Consider the following 15,199-nt stretch of genomic DNA (forward strand, 5'->3'; position numbering starts at 1 on the left):
CACAATATGTTATAAAAGCAAAAAATGTCTTTTATCTTGATTTGGAAAAGTTTATCGTGCTACTATGTGTAAAATTTCAACAAAAGGAAGTCAGAATGAATAAAATGTTACAAATTGTAACTAGCATAGCTGCTCTTGTTGCACTTAGTGGTGCTGCACAAGCCTTTGAACCGAGCAAACCAGTCTGTTTAGCACCTGCAAAACCGGGTGGCGGGTTTGATCTTACGTGTCGTTTGCTCTCAAATTCGTTAGGTGCTTCTAAAATTATTAGTAAACCGATGATCGTCAATTTTATGCCCGGCGGTGTCGGCGCGGTTGCTTATAACCATGTGATTGGTCAGCGTCCAAACGATCCAGACATGGTCGTTGCTGTCAGTGCGGGTTCAGCATTGAATATTGCCCAAGGAAAATTTGGTCAATTTGATGAAAATGCTGTGAGATGGTTAGCGGCACTTGGTACAGACTACGGTGCGGTTATTGTGAAAGCAGATGCCAAATGGAATACGCTTGCTGAATTGGTTGCAGATTTAAAAGCAAATCCAAAAGGTTTTGCCCTTGGTTCTGGTGGTTCAATTGGTTCTCAAGACTGGATGAAAGCAGCACTCATTGCTAAACTTGCCGGCATTAATCCAAAAGACATGAAATACGTTGCATTTGAAGGTGGTGGAGAGGCTTTAACAGCTCTTCTTGGAAATCATATTCAAATTTATCCTGGTGATATCGCAGAATTCTCAGGTCAAATGAGTTCTGGAAAATATAAAGTACTCGCTGTGCTCTCAGAAGAGAGACTTCCTGGTGTCATGCACAACATTCCAACGGCAAAAGAGCAAGGCTTTGATGTCACATGGCATATTTGGAGAGGGTATTATCTTGGACCAAAAGTCACCGATGAAGAGTACAACTATTGGGTAGAAACACTTCAAAAATTGGTAAAAACAGAAGAGTTTGCGAAAGAGAGAGAAGCAAGAGGACTTTATCCATTTACTAAAATCGGTAAAGAATATGACACATTTGTCAAATCTGAAGTCCAAAAATTCAGAGAATTAGCACGTGAAGCAGGACTTATCAAATGATCGACAGAGCCTTTGGAGTCTTTTTACTCCTGTTAGGTCTTTTTATACTGTATGGGGGACTTTCATTGGAAGTCCCTTTTTCGTATGATCCTCTAGGACCTAAGACATTTCCTGTGCTTATCGGTGGAGCATTGGCTTTACTTTCCGTCGTTGTGATTGTCAAACCAAAACAAGCACGTTTTCCAGGATTAAATACGAATCTTAAAACCGTATTGATCGTTTTATTACTCATCATCTATGAAGTAACATTTAATTTTCTTGGCTTTTTATTGGCAACGTCATTGCTCGTATTTTTTCTTTCCAAGATTTTTAAAGGTACAACGTTGCAAGCATTTGGTTCTGGAATAGGTGTTAGTTTGGTCGTTTATATGCTCTTTCATTACCTTCTTGAAGTGCCTCTTCCAGCAGGTACCCTTTTCGCTAAGATATTAGGAGCCTAGCCATGATGGACGTTTTTACATCATTAGCGCATGGCTTTGCGGTAGCCGCAACGCCAACACATCTTTTTTTAGTGTTTTTAGGAAGTATTCTTGGGACACTTTTTGGTGCCCTACCAGGGCTTGGACCCATTAATGGTGTTGCGATTTTATTACCGATTTGCTATACATTAGGATTTCCTGTTGAGTCTTCGTTAATTATGCTCTCTGGTATCTATTATGGTGCAGAGTTTGGAGGCAGGATTTCCAGTATTCTTCTTAATGTGCCCGGTGACGCTGGGGCTGTATTTACAACACTGGATGGTTACCCCATGGCGCAAAAAGGTCTTGCAGGACCGGCTCTTGCACTTTCAGGCGTTGCCTCTTTTGTCGGCGGCACTATCTCTATTATTGGTTTAACCTTTTTTGCACCACTTCTTGCTAGTATCGCGATTTATTTTGGACCCGCTGAGTATTTTGTATTAATGATTTTTGCTTTTGCAACGATTTCTGCGCTGATGGGTTCCAATCCTATTAAAAGTATGATTGGTGTCATCATCGGTTTAGCGGTTGGTATCGTAGGTGTAGACTCAACAACGGGTGTAATGCGTTTTACGTTTGGTGAAGCAGAATTGTACGATGGTTTTGAATTTTTAACCGTCATTGTTGGCTTTTTTGCCGTGAGTGAAATTATGCTGATGTTAGAACATCACAGCAGTGACGATTTTGAAATGCCAAAGATTACCCGTGTGTACATTACCATGAAAGAGTTGATGCTGTGTAAATGGACGATGGTTCGCTCCTCTATTATCGGCTTTGTCGTTGGGGTATTACCTGGAACAGGTGCTTCAATAGCCAGTGCAGTTTCGTATACGATTGCCCAAAAGATATCCGATAAAGAGGGCACGTTTGGAACAGGTGATATGAGAGGACTTGCCGCTCCAGAATCGGCTAACAACGCATGTGCTGGTGGGGCATTGGTTCCAATGCTAACCCTTGGCGTACCAGGTAGCGGAACAACAGCCGTTTTATTGGGCGCATTGATGCTTTATAATATCAATCCTGGTCCTATGCTTTTTGTGGAGCAGCCGACATTGGTGTGGGGATTAATTGCTTCGATGTATATTGGTAATGTGATGTTACTCATTATCAACTTTCCATTGGTGAGAGTTTTCACAAAAATCTTACAAGTACCGTATTGGCTCTTAGTACCTTCGGTTATTGTACTGGCTTTTGTCGGCGTTTACTCGGTTAATACCAGCACTTTTGCTTTATTGCTGACCATTATTTTAGGTGTACTAGGCTATTTCTTACGTAAGCTTAATTATCCAATGGCGCCTGTTATTTTGGGTTTTGTTCTTGGAAAAATTATGGAAGACAATCTAAGACGTGCATTTGCCATGAGTGGTGGTGAAATAAACATCCTTTTCCAAGGCACTATTAATTGGATTCTTTGGGGAATGACACTGCTTATTTTATTGGTTCCTATTCTTGCAAAAGGAATATCTAAAAAATTTGCACTTGGCAAAAAATAGTTAAGAATAAGTGGTTGTTCTGAGCTTGTATTTACGCTCAGGACGACCTACTGAACCGTATAGAGAATCAACATCTACTTTGGTTGCTGAAACCAAATACTCCAGATAACGGCGTGCCGTTGTACGGTTTAGCCCCAACTTGTCTGCAATTTCACTCGCGGAATAAAAAGTATCGCTTTGATGTAAAACGCTTAAAATTTTTTCAAGTGTAATAGAATCGACGCCTTTGGGGAGAGTGACTTGTAGTGTTTTGGTGGGTTGCATTTTTTTATCGAAGAGCTCATCCACCGCATTTTGTGAGAGTTCGGCTTTGGTAAAGAGTTTCTCTTTGTAGGTCACAAATTTTTCCAAAGAAGCGCAAAAGCGATAAAACATAATGGGTTTAATCAGATAATCAAAAACGCCATAACGAAGGGATTTTTCTAAAGAAGCCATCTCTTTTGCCGCCGTAATTAAAATGACATCACTGCTGATAGAATGACTACGCATCCATTCTAGAAAGTCGATACCATTGCCATCGGGAAAATAGACATCTAAAAGGATTAAATCAGGATTCATTAATGCGACATATTCTTTAAGTTCGCTAATGGTATTGGCAATGGATATGACTTCAAATCCAGCGACTTTTTCGACCATATTTTGGTGCAAAAGTGCAATTCTCGGATCATCTTCAGCAATTAAAACTTTAAGCATGCTGCCCACCTTTTGGAATATGAATCGTGATAATAGTACCATAATTTCCTTTGTCTATGGAGACAAAACCACCAAGCCATTCTAACGTGCTTTTGACAAAGAAGAGTCCGTAACCGCTGTGCAATTCGCCTTTGGTGGTAAACCCTTTTTCAAAAATATGTTCTAACAAAGGTGCTTCGATTCCTCCGCCACTGTCTTCAATTTCAAAAATAAGGTCATTGCCTATATCGGTTGCAAAAACCGATACCTCTTTGCGTTCACTGTTTTCAGCCGCATCAATCGCATTGTTAATGATATTGCCTAAAATGGTGAGTAAATGTTTTGAAACTGCTGGCTCAATGGCGGCTTGAATGGAGCTGTTCTCATCCAGTTTGAGGGTCACGCCTTTATCAAAAGCAAAATAGTATTTGCCTATAAAAATAGAGGCGACGACAGGGTCGTGGATAAAATGCTGAAAATGTTCAATCGTCTGCTCATCGGGTAGATGATTTTGACTAATCAGCTCAATGGCTTTTTCATATTCGCCAATTTGAATGTAGCCAGAGATCAGATGCAAGAGGTTTGAGAACTCATGCTTTTTTTCGCGTAAGCGTTCTGAATACTGTTTTACACGTGTTAGCTCCCATACAAGTGCATCAATTTCCTCTTTTTTACGACAGCTTGCCACCATGCCGATGGTGCGGTTATCGTGAATAATAGGAGAGAGATTGCAAATGTATTCAATACCGTCAATCTCGATATTGGCATCTTTCATCTCTTTACATGTAAAAAGTGCGTTTTGTAAAGAGAGCGGCGTTTTTGCGTTTTCATCCAAATGAAAATAGAGTTTCGCCACTTCATTGCTGAGGGTAATCTCACCGTGGATATTTGTCGCAATAATTGCCTCTTTGACCGCATTTAAAATGGCTTCTTTTTCAAGATAGAGGCGACTGATTTCTGTTGGTTCATATCCCAAAAGCGTTTTTTTAATGCGTGAAGCAATGGCAAATGCCAAAAAGAGCGTGATGAGAATAGCAAGATAGAAGTAGGTTAAAAATTCTTGATGGCGTTGCGCGATAATTTTTTTAACATTTTCCTCCAAATATCCCACCGAAACGATACCTACAATAGCACCTTTTTCATTAATGACAGGGGATTTGCCTCGTATGGAAGGACCTAGCGTTCCTGTGGCTTTAGAGACATAATAGGCACCATTGTTTAACGCTTGGTCATTGTCTTCTCCCATCATATGCTTTCCAATCAATTCTCGCGTTGGGTGCGTAAGCCGTATGGCATTATTATCTCCAATAACGATAAACCTGGCATCAATTTGAGTTTCAATATGCGAAATAATATTGGGTAGTAGATGGTGAGGGTCTTTTTGTTCGACCAGTCTAATCACTTCTGGCATCAAAGAGATTGTCTTTGAAATAGCCAAAGCGCGTTGGCCGATTTGGTCTTCAACGATACTTTGAAGAATATTTCCCAGAAAAATAATAGACGTGAGTAATGTTCCCAAAACGAGTAAAATAGAAAAAACGACTAACTTCTGAAGCAGCCCGCTACCTAAAGAGAAAAAAAAACGTTTTATTTGCATTAATTAACCTTAAAATCATCTCTGTATTAAACGTAAAAAAGCCTGGTTTAATGTTACCAAACTTTATGCACAAAATAACCAAAAATAGCCAATTCTGAGCCATTTTATCTTATCTATTCTTAATGAAAAAAAAGGTACTATTTTTATCACTTATTAAACCATTTGAATGGATTTTTCAATGCAATGGCTTAAAGGCTTTTTACCAGTATTGACAGCACTGTTAATCGGGTTGATAGGAGCCATACTTTTTTCATACATCAATACACCATTGCCTTGGCTTTTAGGTGCTATTTGTGCAATTGCAATTGCGAGTAGGTTTCCTTCTCTTACGATTCGTGCACCCAAAATGTTTTCGTCGCCTGCTCGCGCCGTGCTTGGCATTACTGTTGGGAGTGCTTTCAATCCGACTATTTTACACTATTTAGGCGATTTTATCTCTAGTATTGTGCTGATTTTGCCTTTTGTGATTCTCGTGACATTTTGTGGCGTGATGTATTACTCAAAATGGTTGAAGTTCGATAAAATGACAGCGTATTTTAGCGCAATGCCAGGGGGACTTTTAGAAATGATTACCCTCGCAGAAGCAATGGGTGCAAATGTGTATCGTGTGACACTCACCCAATCAGCACGACTTTTATTTATCGTATTCACCCTCCCTTTCGTGATTCAATACCTCTCCCATGTCTCTTTAAGTGGCAACCGCAGTATTACTCAATCTTTTTTAAACAGCAATCCTCACGATATGGTCATTATTACGATTTGTGCGTTAATCGGATGGTGGGGAGCTTTAAAGCTTAAAATACCTGGTGGAACGATGATAGGCCCTATGTTTTTAGGTGCGATTATCTACGGTTCAGGCTGGGTCAGCTCTCGTCCACCCAATGAAGTGATTCGTTTGATTCAGCTTATTTTAGGAACAACCGTTGGTTTTGTCTTTGTTGGAGTGAGTTTTAAAGAAATCACGAAAGTTCTTTTCCAAACATTGGGATATTTTATTATTTTGGCATTGATTGCAACTTTGTTTGTGATTTTTGTCAGTTACATGACGGAATTTCCTCTCTTATCTATTGTATTGGCTTTTTCTCCAGGTGGTCAATCTGAGATGAACCTCATTGCTATTATTGTAGGAGCAAATCTACCGTATGTAGCGTTACACCATATTATCAGGCTTTTATTGGTCATGAGCGTTGCTCCTGTGTTTGTCAAATACGTACGTAAAAAAGAGCAGTCATGAGTTTTGTTTTCTCTGAGATTCCAAGTACAAGTATGGTGAGGAAACAGAAGATTAGAGATTTTTTAGAGAGTGTTGATTTGGAGATGTCTGAGGACGTCGAGATTTTTGTTGTCGCAAAAGAGGATGATCGTATCGTAGCGTGCGGAGGTTTGAGTGGGAGAGTGCTTAAAAATATTGCTTTAGATGAGAGTATTCGCGGAGAAGGGTTGGCGCTTAGTTTAATGAGTGAACTTCTCAATGTCGCGTTTCGCGAAGGCAGGCATGATCTGTTTTTATTTACAAAACCTATCTATGAGGAGGTGTTTGAATCGTGTGGATTTAAGTATATTGAACAAGCGCATCAACAAGTTATTTTGATGGAAAATAGTTATAATATTGACCTGTACAAGAAAAGACTTCGTAAATATAAGCATACAGCAGAAGTCGTTGGTAGTTTGGTCATGAATTGTAACCCTTTTACATTGGGACATCGTTATTTGGTGGAACAAGCGTGTCAGCAATCGGATTGGGTACATCTGTTTGTGGTGAAAGAGGATGCCTCTTTTTTTAAATTTGAAGACCGTTATCGCCTGATTCAAGAAGGCTTAGCGGATATAAAAAACCTCACGATACATGAGGGCTCAGACTATATTATTTCGAAAGCGACGTTTCCGACCTATTTTATCAAGGACAAACGTCAGATTGATTCATTGTATACGGAACTTGATTTGAATATCTTTCGAAATCATTTAGCGCCACAACTGGGTATTACACACCGTTTTGTGGGTATGGAGCCTTTATGTGTCGTGACAAACGAGTACAATTTACAAATGAAAAAACTCCTTGCGCGCCCTAGCGAATTTCCGCCCATTTCGGTGGTTGAGCTTGAGCGCATTGAGTATAACGGCGAGCCGATTTCGGCTTCAAGGGTCAGAAAACTGATGCAAGAAAGGCGTTTGGATGAGATAGCACATCTTGTGCCACCGACTACATACGCATTAATAGAAACAATGTTGGCAACAACAGAGGAGCAAAAATGAGCAAAAAGTTAGAACCTGCCCACGCAGGGACATTGGAATCAAGCGATGTTTATGTTCGCGTGATGCCAGTAGAAAATGCTGGGATAACGATAGAGTTGGAGAGTAGTGTTGCTGAAATTTACGGTGATGCGATTGAAGCTTTAATCCTTGAGACCGTCAAAGCCATGAAAGTTGAAGGTGTTAAGCTGTTGATTCAAGATAAAGGAGCGCTGGATTATGTCATAAAAGCCAGAGTTCAAACAGCGCTTTTACGTGCAATGGGCGTTAGCGAGCCTGATTGGAGTACGCTATGAAACAAAAATTACGAAGAAGTATGCTATTTGTCCCAGGCTCAAACACGGGTATGGTATGCAATGCATTTATTTATAAACCCGATACGGTTATGTTTGATTTAGAAGACTCCGTAGCCCTTAGTGAAAAAGATTCAGCACGTATGATGGTCTTTCATGCATTGCAACATTTTACGTATAAAGATATTGAAACAGCGGTTCGTGTCAATCCTTTAGATACTCCATTTGGTTTACGTGACCTTGAAGCCGTTGTACGAGCAGGTGTTGATATCGTTCGTCTTCCAAAAACCGATACGGTTCAAGACGTTTTAGACATGGAACGCGAGATTGAGCGTATTGAAAAAGAGATTGGGAGTTCAAAAAAGACGATGCTTTTAGCCGCGATTGAAAGTGCGCTTGGTGTCGTGAGTGCGGTAGATATTGCTCGAAGTTCAGACCGTATGATGGGCATTGCTTTGGGTGCGGAAGATTTTGTTCGCGATTTGCGTACACAACGTACCAAAGAGGGAAATGAGTTGATGGCAGCGCGTAATCAAATCTTATTGGCAGCACGTGCGGCAAAAATTGGTGCATTTGACTCTGTCTTTTCGGATGTGAAAGACAAAGAGGGGTTTATGCACGAAGTAGAGTATATTAAAGGGCTTGGTTTTGATGGAAAATCACTCATCAATCCTAATCAAATTCCTTGGCTTCATAATGCGTTTGCACCAAGTCAAAAAAATATTAACTGGGCGATTGAAGTTCTTGAGGCGGCGCGAGATGCAAAAGAACGCGGACTTGGAGTTGTTTCGTTAGACGGTAAAATGGTCGATGCGCCCATTATTTTACGAGCCGAATGGATTTTAGATTTAGCCAAAGCTTCAGGCGTATTAGGAGTAGAAGAATGAAAGATATCGAAAAACACTATAACCAAAATTCCCTAACACCAATTGGTGCGCCATTTTTTACATGTAAAAGCAAAATAAAAGGCGATGAGCGAACCAGTAAGCTTTGCGATAGTATTGAAGCGGCAATTAAACGTTCTGGTCTTAAAGATGGCATGACGATTTCATTTCATCATGCGTTCCGTGGCGGTGATTTGATTATTAATAAAGTCATGGACATCATTGCCAACATGGGTTTTAAAGACCTTACGTTAGCTTCTAGCTCACTTGCGTCCGTGCATGACCCTATCATTGAACACATCAAAAACGGGGTTGTGACACAAATTTATACTTCAGGACTTCGTAGCAAACTGGGCGAGGCCATCTCAAAAGGTTTGATGGAAAAACCAGTACAAATTCATTCACACGGCGGACGTGTTCACCTACTCAAATCGGGTGAACTTAAAATCGATGTTGCTTTTCTAGGCGTACCTGTTTGCGATGCTTTTGGTAATGCCAATGGTTATTCTGGACGTTCCAAATGCGGCTCATTAGGGTATGCGATGATTGACGCGCAGTATGCGGATTATGTTGTTGTATTGAGTGAGTCTTTAGAAGAGTATCCAAATGTGCCCGCAAGTCTGCATCAAGACCAAGTCGATGCTGTTGTTATTGTTGATGAGGTGGGAGACCCCTCTAAAATTGGCGCGGGAGAAACCCGTATGACAACCAATCCAAAAGAGTTATTGCTCGCGGGACATACAGCAAAACTCATTGAACACTCCGGACTGTTTAAAGAGGGATTTAGCATTCAAACAGGAACGGGTGGCGCCTCTCTTGCTACCACGGTATTTTTAAGTGAAAAGATGGAAGAAAAAAACATTCATGCTAGTTTTGGACTTGGCGGAATTACGGGGACTATGGTGTATATGCTAAAACGTGGTCTCATTAAAACGCTTCTTGATGTTCAAAGCTTTGATGAATTTGCCGCTAAATCTTTGGGTGAAAACAAAAATCATATCGAAATTAGCGCTAACGAATACGCCAATCCAAGCTCAAAAGGAGCTTCTGTTAAACAGCTAGACATTGTTGTACTCAGTGCTTTGGAAGTGGATTTGGACTATAACGTCAATGTCATCACCGGTTCTAAAGGCTTATTACGTGGTGCTTCAGGTGGCCATAGTGATACCGCGGCAGAAGCAAAACTCTCTATCATTGTTGCTCCTTTGACACGCGGACGTATTCCCACCGTGACAAAGCGGGTCAATACGATTGTCACTCCTGGTTCTACGGTTGATGTTGTGGTGACCGACCAAGGTATCGCGGTCAATCCTAAAAATGTGGAACTAAAAGCCCGCCTTAAAAAAGCTGGACTTCACATCGTTGAGATGCAAGAGTTGTATGAACGTGCCATTGCATTATGTGGCGAACCTGCTGAGATCAAATACACCGATAAAGTCGTCGCTGTCATTCGCTACCGAGATGGCTCGGTGATTGACGTTGTGAGACAATTGGCGTAGATGATAGGCACACACACAACCTTAGAAGCTATTTTAAACGCTAAAGAGAAGCGAGTTTTAGAGCAACAAATGCTTTTAAACCGCTTCCCTGAAGCATCTTTAATCTCCCTTTGCATCAATATTCCTGGCACATTAAAGCTCTCTCATGAAGCGGTTGTGCTTCATGAAGTTGCTCTTGAAGCCATTATGGCACTCTTAGAACACCATGCCATTGTTATGCATGAAAAGAAGACGCATATCGCAGTGACGGGCGCTGAAACACTTTTTACATGTAAAAGCGATGCGACGCGCCTAAAACAGCTGATGTGCAAACTTGAAAATGAACATCCGCTTGGTCGATTAATGGACATAGATGTCCTAGACTCCATGGGCAAAAGTCTTTCTCGAACAGCTCTTGGTTTTGAAAAACGCCGATGTTTTGTATGCGCGTGTGAAGCTTCCTTGTGCGCACGGTCTCAAAAGCACTCTTATGAAGAGCTGCATGCGCATATTAAGACTTTGGTACATCGTCATGCATGGGAAACTTCGATGGCGTTATGGTGTGCGCGTGCCATGCAAACCGAAGTAGAACTCACACCTAAACCAGGTCTAGTCGATCAAGCCAATAGTGGGGCACATCGCGATATGGACATTCAGACTTTCTACCAAAGTATCCAAGCCATCCAACCTTTTACCAAACAATTTTTACACGCAGCTAGAATGTCGGCAAAGGAGCATGCAAAAGAGACCTTTACGCGTGTACGTTTTATTGGTATTGCGTGTGAAAAAGCGATGTTTGAAGCAACGAATGGTGTCAATACCCACAAAGGAATGATCTTTTCTCTGGCCCTTGTTTGTGCAGCACTTGGAAGGCTCAAAGCGAATGAGACAGCTTTTACATGTAAAAATATTCAACACCAAATTCAAGCCATGTGTGAAAACCTTGTCGAAGAGGATTTGGCGCATGCAAAACCCAATAGTGCAGGGGAGCGATTTTTTCATGAAACCGGTAGTAGCGGCATCAGAGGTGTTGCGCAGAATGGATTTGCTATCATTTTTGAAGAAAGTTTGCCTTTTTTTAAAACGCAAAAAGCTCTGTTTTCTGAAGAAATTGCGCTTAAACAAACGCTACTTTATTTAATGGCACATGTGGAAGACAGTACCCTTTGGTCTAGAGGTGGACTTGATGGTTTACGCTATACAAAAAAAGAAGCACAAAAACTTTTACATGTAAAAGATGAAACAGACGCACTAGACGCACGACTGCATGCATTCGATGTTGAAATGATTGACAAAAACCTCTCTCCGGGTGGCAGTGCAGACTTACTTGCACTGACATGGCTCCTTTCTAAAATAATCGACTAAATCGCATTGACGCTTATAGTTTTAGACATAATGGTGAAAATTTATTCAAAAAAGCATTATATATTTATATATACTACGATATAATTCTGTAAAATTTATATTGGAGTACAGCAATGAGCGAAGTTTATTCAATTTTCTTATCTGCCGTTTTTTCAAGTTTTGTCCTCTCAACCATCATTGTAACAGTCATAGCGCTTATCTATCATTTAACCTACAAATGTTTTGCTTCGTATATTTCATTTGACAAAATTGCACGTGCCGAACACCAAATGCCTACCTCACGTAAGTTAAATGACTAAATAGGCATAAGCTTAGTATTCTTTTCTTTGATTTGATAACGTTATTTTCGTTGTTCATTGACATTACATAACACTCTTGGTCATAATTTTATTAAAATTTATCTCAAGGAACGCATCATGAAAATAAGTGCAAGAAATCAAATTTCTGGAACAGTTGTTGAGGTCAAACAAGGACCTGTCAATAGTGAAGTGGTTGTTGCCGTAGCCGATGGCGATAAAATCGTTTCTGTTGTGACCAATGATGCCATTAATACGCTTGGTTTAAAAGTTGGTTCTGCGGCAGTATGTATCTTCAAAGCGCAAAGTGTTCTTCTTGGAAAAGCAGATATCGCTTTAGCGGTGAGTGCTCGAAATAAAATCAAAGGCACGATTACTGAAATTAAAGATGGTGCTGTGAATTGCGAAGTGATTATCTCTACCCCTGCGGGACTCACTGTAACAGCTATTGTCACCGAAGATGCCAAAAAAGACCTTGCCCTTTCAAAAGGCGATAGTATTTATGCCATCATTAAAGCTTCAAGCATTCTAATCGGCGTTAATTAATCTTTCAAACCCCTAGTTTTTAACAAAGCAACTAGGGGTTCTCTCCGTGGTCATTTTTCTTTTTTTATCTTCTTTAGAGCTTAATTTAAAAACAACACAAAAATTGATACAATATAGGGCGTACATAACATTATATACACACATGCGAAATGTAGCAAAAATATCTGATAGAAAAACTCTTATGATGAGAGTTTTTGAGGGAATAAAGAAATATGGTATTAATGATAGACAACTATGATAGTTTTACCTATAACATCGTGCAATATTGTTTAGAGTTAGGTGCTGATTTAAAAGTCATCCGCAATGATGAATTAAGTGTTGAAGAGATTGAAGCATTGCATCCTGAAAAAATTATTATTTCTCCAGGCCCTGCAACACCTAATGAAGCAGGCGTAAGCTTAGATGTCATCAAGTATTTTGGCGGAAAAATTCCTATTTTAGGGATTTGCTTAGGACACCAAGCAATTGGTCAAGCCTTTGGAGGGAAAGTGGTACGCGCCAAACGCATGATGCATGGCAAAACCTCTACGACAAAGCAATTACTCAACAGCTGCCTTTTTGATGGCTTACCTGAAACATTTACGACGACGCGGTATCATTCACTGATTGTTGAACAAGAAAATCTTCCTGATATTGTCATTCCAACAGCGTATAGTACGGACGACCATGAAATTATGGCATTACAAATTAAAGATAAACCAATCTATGGTGTTCAGTTTCACCCTGAATCAATTTTGAGTGAGCATGGACATGCTATTTTAAATAACTTTTTAAAACTATGAGAGAAAGACTTTACTTATTTTTAATTCTTATCATAAGCGGAGGTGTACTGCTTTTTGAAACGCAAACACTTTCTATTGGTTATGATGAAGCGAATATCTATTTTTATGGTGACACGATTGTTCATTACTTAGCCAATCTCTCGACGCATTTTTTTGGGCAAAATGATTTGGCATTGCGTTTGCCTTTTATCGTTTTTCACCTCTTATCGGTGTTTTTACTCTATAAGATTGGCAAACTTTTTTTAAAAAAACGATTTGACCGCATTTTCTCGGTGGCTATTTATGCTTTATTGCCTGGCGTGAATAGTGTCGCAGTCTTAGTGAACAGCGGTAGTATCGTTATCTTCTTAACACTCCTTTTTACCTATTGCTACCTTAAAGAGTATAAAGTCGCTTCACATATCATTTTAATTGCCTCTTTATTTGTGGATAACTCATTTGCCATTTTTTATATAGCGTTATTTATCTACGCTTTAATGCAACGCAAAACAGATTTACTCATTTTAACGCTGATCTTATTTAGTGCTGCCATGTATTTATACGGTTTTGACACAGGTGGTAAACCAAAAGGGTATTTTGTTGATACTTTAGGTGTTTATGCCATTGTATTTTCTCCGCTACTTTTTCTTTACTTTGTGTATGCCATGTATCGCATCCTCATCAAAGAAGAGAAAAATCTTTTATGGTATATCTCCTTTGTATCATTAGTTGTATCATTGGTTCTCTCTTTGCGCCAACGCCTAATGTTAGAAGACTTTGCTCCATTTGTAGTATTGTCTATTCCTTTAATGGTTAAAGTGTTTTTCAACAGCTATCGTGTACGTCTTCCAAAGTTTCGCAAACTCCATTCGATTTTCTTTACGATAGTCATTGCATCCTTGCTGATTAATACCTCACTGTGTTATTTACATAAACCGCTTTATAGGATTATAGAAGAGCCTTCACGCAACTTTGCGTTTAAATATCATGTTGCAAAAGAATTAGCAGAGAAATTACACGCTAAAGGCATCCATAAAGTCATATTAAATGATGAAAAAATGGCGTTGAGATTGAAGTTCTATAATATACAAAGTGGCGGCGTTTATAAACTGACAGCTAAAAAAGAGATTGAAGAAGGTTTTGAACAGATTGATATTATCTATTTTGGCAAAACAGTCCAAACATTTTATCTCTATCCTATAGGATGAAAAAGAGGTCAATATGAAAAAAGCATTTACCATGTTGGAATTGGTATTTGTTATTGTTGTTCTAGGAATACTCTCTTATATGGTAGCTTCAAGTTTTCAACGCAATCCTTTACGCGAAGCAGCCGATCAAGTTGTGATGCATATTCGATATACGCAACATTTGGCGATGATGGATGATAGGTTTGGTGATCCAAAAATTCCAGATCCTCAATTTTGGTATAGAACAAGATGGCAAATAGTATTTTCTACTAATGATGCAGCAGCTAATCGTAAACCATCTTACTCAATTTTTAGAAATTTAGATTACGATGTTGCTGTTGATAGAAGTGAATTAGCTAAGAATCCCCTTAGTCCAGATAAATATCTTACTGGGGGAATACCAGGGTACCCAAATTTAGATATAACCACTGCAAATACATTCGCCGGAACAACGGAAATGAATTTAGGCACAAAGTATGGTGTGACAAATTTAACTTGGACAAATAATTGTAGTACTGGTAGCAAGATAGGTTTCGACTATTTAGGGCGACCTATGCAGGGGCCTATGCGGACATATGCTTCACCATATCCTACTGGAGGGCGACTTATAACAGCTGATTGCAATATAACACTCTCAAATGGAGTGAATAATGTGATTATAACGGTTAAACCAGAGACAGGATATACATATATATCAGGGCAGAATTAATTTCTTTTTCTTTTGTTTATTCTTTAACGTTATTTTAAGGAAGGTGAGTATATAATTTCGTCCTCGTTTGAGAGAACGGGGTTAGAAAGAAGCGCCCAAAGTAGGGCATTTGCTTCAAGTTCATTACCATTTTAACA

The 15,199-nt window shown here is 39.6% G+C and carries 16 protein-coding genes; 14 read left to right on the forward strand and 2 right to left on the reverse strand.

Annotation, left to right across the window (positions count from 1 at the left end; translation table 11 throughout):
* Positions 1-95 precede the first annotated feature (95 nt).
* The 3 genes from AC5SLP_RS08745 to AC5SLP_RS08755 are packed head-to-tail and all read left to right on the forward strand — an operon-like array spanning position 96 to position 3,024.
* On the forward strand, positions 96-1,073 hold the full coding sequence (locus tag AC5SLP_RS08745; RefSeq protein ID WP_495254781.1) for a Bug family tripartite tricarboxylate transporter substrate binding protein: 978 nt from the start codon (positions 96-98) through the stop codon (positions 1,071-1,073).
* Positions 1,070-1,513 (forward strand): tripartite tricarboxylate transporter TctB family protein, encoded by a 444-nt coding sequence (locus AC5SLP_RS08750; RefSeq protein ID WP_495254782.1) that lies wholly within the window; start codon positions 1,070-1,072, stop codon positions 1,511-1,513. Before AC5SLP_RS08745 ends, AC5SLP_RS08750 begins: the two co-directional genes overlap by 4 nt.
* 5 nt (positions 1,514-1,518) lie before the next feature.
* Positions 1,519-3,024, forward strand: a complete 1,506-nt coding sequence (locus AC5SLP_RS08755; protein ID WP_495254801.1) for a tripartite tricarboxylate transporter permease — start codon at positions 1,519-1,521, stop codon at positions 3,022-3,024.
* Here the strand turns inward: AC5SLP_RS08755 and AC5SLP_RS08760 are convergent, their stop codons facing one another.
* A complete protein-coding gene (locus AC5SLP_RS08760; protein WP_495254783.1) occupies positions 3,025-3,717 on the reverse strand; it encodes a response regulator in 693 nt (230 codons plus the stop codon).
* Positions 3,710-5,293: an ATP-binding protein gene (locus tag AC5SLP_RS08765; protein WP_495254784.1), complete on the reverse strand. Its 1,584-nt coding sequence runs from the start codon at positions 5,291-5,293 to the stop codon at positions 3,710-3,712. The genes AC5SLP_RS08760 and AC5SLP_RS08765 overlap by 8 nt, the downstream gene beginning before the upstream one ends.
* A gap of 178 nt (positions 5,294-5,471) precedes the next feature.
* Between AC5SLP_RS08765 and AC5SLP_RS08770 the strand changes: the two genes are divergently transcribed.
* The 11 genes from AC5SLP_RS08770 (at position 5,472) to AC5SLP_RS08820 (ending at position 15,062) form a co-directional block, all read left to right on the forward strand.
* Positions 5,472-6,527: an AbrB family transcriptional regulator gene (locus tag AC5SLP_RS08770; RefSeq protein WP_495254785.1), complete on the forward strand. Its 1,056-nt coding sequence runs from the start codon at positions 5,472-5,474 to the stop codon at positions 6,525-6,527.
* Positions 6,524-7,546 (forward strand): [citrate (pro-3S)-lyase] ligase, encoded by a 1,023-nt coding sequence (gene citC, locus AC5SLP_RS08775; RefSeq protein WP_495254786.1) that lies wholly within the window; start codon positions 6,524-6,526, stop codon positions 7,544-7,546. The genes AC5SLP_RS08770 and citC overlap by 4 nt, the downstream gene beginning before the upstream one ends.
* Positions 7,543-7,839 (forward strand): citrate lyase acyl carrier protein, encoded by a 297-nt coding sequence (gene citD / locus AC5SLP_RS08780; protein ID WP_495254787.1) that lies wholly within the window; start codon positions 7,543-7,545, stop codon positions 7,837-7,839. The genes citC and citD overlap by 4 nt, the downstream gene beginning before the upstream one ends.
* Positions 7,836-8,723, forward strand: a complete 888-nt coding sequence (locus tag AC5SLP_RS08785) for an aldolase/citrate lyase family protein (RefSeq protein WP_495254788.1) — start codon at positions 7,836-7,838, stop codon at positions 8,721-8,723. The genes citD and AC5SLP_RS08785 overlap by 4 nt, the downstream gene beginning before the upstream one ends.
* A complete protein-coding gene (gene citF, locus AC5SLP_RS08790; protein ID WP_495254789.1) occupies positions 8,720-10,219 on the forward strand; it encodes a citrate lyase subunit alpha in 1,500 nt (499 codons plus the stop codon). The genes AC5SLP_RS08785 and citF overlap by 4 nt, the downstream gene beginning before the upstream one ends.
* Positions 10,220-11,563 (forward strand): triphosphoribosyl-dephospho-CoA synthase CitG, encoded by a 1,344-nt coding sequence (citG, locus tag AC5SLP_RS08795; RefSeq protein ID WP_495254790.1) that lies wholly within the window; start codon positions 10,220-10,222, stop codon positions 11,561-11,563.
* A gap of 113 nt (positions 11,564-11,676) precedes the next feature.
* Entirely contained in the window at positions 11,677-11,862 is a 186-nt protein-coding gene (locus AC5SLP_RS08800; protein WP_495254791.1) for a hypothetical protein, read from the forward strand.
* A 117-nt stretch (positions 11,863-11,979) separates the two neighbouring features.
* Positions 11,980-12,405 carry a TOBE domain-containing protein gene (locus tag AC5SLP_RS08805; protein ID WP_495254792.1) on the forward strand — a complete coding sequence of 142 codons (426 nt, stop codon included), beginning with the start codon at positions 11,980-11,982 and terminating at the stop codon, positions 12,403-12,405.
* Between the two features lie 212 nt (positions 12,406-12,617).
* Entirely contained in the window at positions 12,618-13,187 is a 570-nt protein-coding gene (locus AC5SLP_RS08810; protein WP_495254793.1) for an aminodeoxychorismate/anthranilate synthase component II, read from the forward strand.
* On the forward strand, positions 13,184-14,374 hold the full coding sequence (locus AC5SLP_RS08815) for an ArnT family glycosyltransferase (RefSeq protein ID WP_495254794.1): 1,191 nt from the start codon (positions 13,184-13,186) through the stop codon (positions 14,372-14,374). The genes AC5SLP_RS08810 and AC5SLP_RS08815 overlap by 4 nt, the downstream gene beginning before the upstream one ends.
* A 13-nt stretch (positions 14,375-14,387) precedes the next feature.
* The gene (locus AC5SLP_RS08820; protein WP_495254795.1) at positions 14,388-15,062 is read left to right on the forward strand and encodes a pilus assembly FimT family protein; all 675 of its coding nucleotides are present in this window, start codon (positions 14,388-14,390) and stop codon (positions 15,060-15,062) included.
* The last annotated feature ends 137 nt before the right edge of the window (positions 15,063-15,199 follow it).

Source organism: Sulfurospirillum sp. E15m, assembly GCF_059415145.1.

Coding starts and splice junctions, on each gene's coding strand:
- AC5SLP_RS08765 (WP_495254784.1), bottom strand. CDS start 5,293: ATGCAAATAAAACGTTTTTTTTTCTCTTTAGGTAGCGGGCTGCTTCAG.
- citD (WP_495254787.1), top strand. CDS start 7,543: ATGAGCAAAAAGTTAGAACCTGCCCACGCAGGGACATTGGAATCAAGC.
- AC5SLP_RS08760 (WP_495254783.1), bottom strand. CDS start 3,717: ATGCTTAAAGTTTTAATTGCTGAAGATGATCCGAGAATTGCACTTTTG.
- citC (WP_495254786.1), top strand. CDS start 6,524: ATGAGTTTTGTTTTCTCTGAGATTCCAAGTACAAGTATGGTGAGGAAA.
- AC5SLP_RS08785 (WP_495254788.1), top strand. CDS start 7,836: ATGAAACAAAAATTACGAAGAAGTATGCTATTTGTCCCAGGCTCAAAC.
- AC5SLP_RS08755 (WP_495254801.1), top strand. CDS start 1,519: ATGGACGTTTTTACATCATTAGCGCATGGCTTTGCGGTAGCCGCAACG.
- citG (WP_495254790.1), top strand. CDS start 10,220: ATGATAGGCACACACACAACCTTAGAAGCTATTTTAAACGCTAAAGAG.
- AC5SLP_RS08805 (WP_495254792.1), top strand. CDS start 11,980: ATGAAAATAAGTGCAAGAAATCAAATTTCTGGAACAGTTGTTGAGGTC.
- AC5SLP_RS08810 (WP_495254793.1), top strand. CDS start 12,618: ATGGTATTAATGATAGACAACTATGATAGTTTTACCTATAACATCGTG.
- AC5SLP_RS08820 (WP_495254795.1), top strand. CDS start 14,388: ATGAAAAAAGCATTTACCATGTTGGAATTGGTATTTGTTATTGTTGTT.
- AC5SLP_RS08750 (WP_495254782.1), top strand. CDS start 1,070: ATGATCGACAGAGCCTTTGGAGTCTTTTTACTCCTGTTAGGTCTTTTT.
- citF (WP_495254789.1), top strand. CDS start 8,720: ATGAAAGATATCGAAAAACACTATAACCAAAATTCCCTAACACCAATT.
- AC5SLP_RS08800 (WP_495254791.1), top strand. CDS start 11,677: ATGAGCGAAGTTTATTCAATTTTCTTATCTGCCGTTTTTTCAAGTTTT.
- AC5SLP_RS08745 (WP_495254781.1), top strand. CDS start 96: ATGAATAAAATGTTACAAATTGTAACTAGCATAGCTGCTCTTGTTGCA.
- AC5SLP_RS08815 (WP_495254794.1), top strand. CDS start 13,184: ATGAGAGAAAGACTTTACTTATTTTTAATTCTTATCATAAGCGGAGGT.
- AC5SLP_RS08770 (WP_495254785.1), top strand. CDS start 5,472: ATGCAATGGCTTAAAGGCTTTTTACCAGTATTGACAGCACTGTTAATC.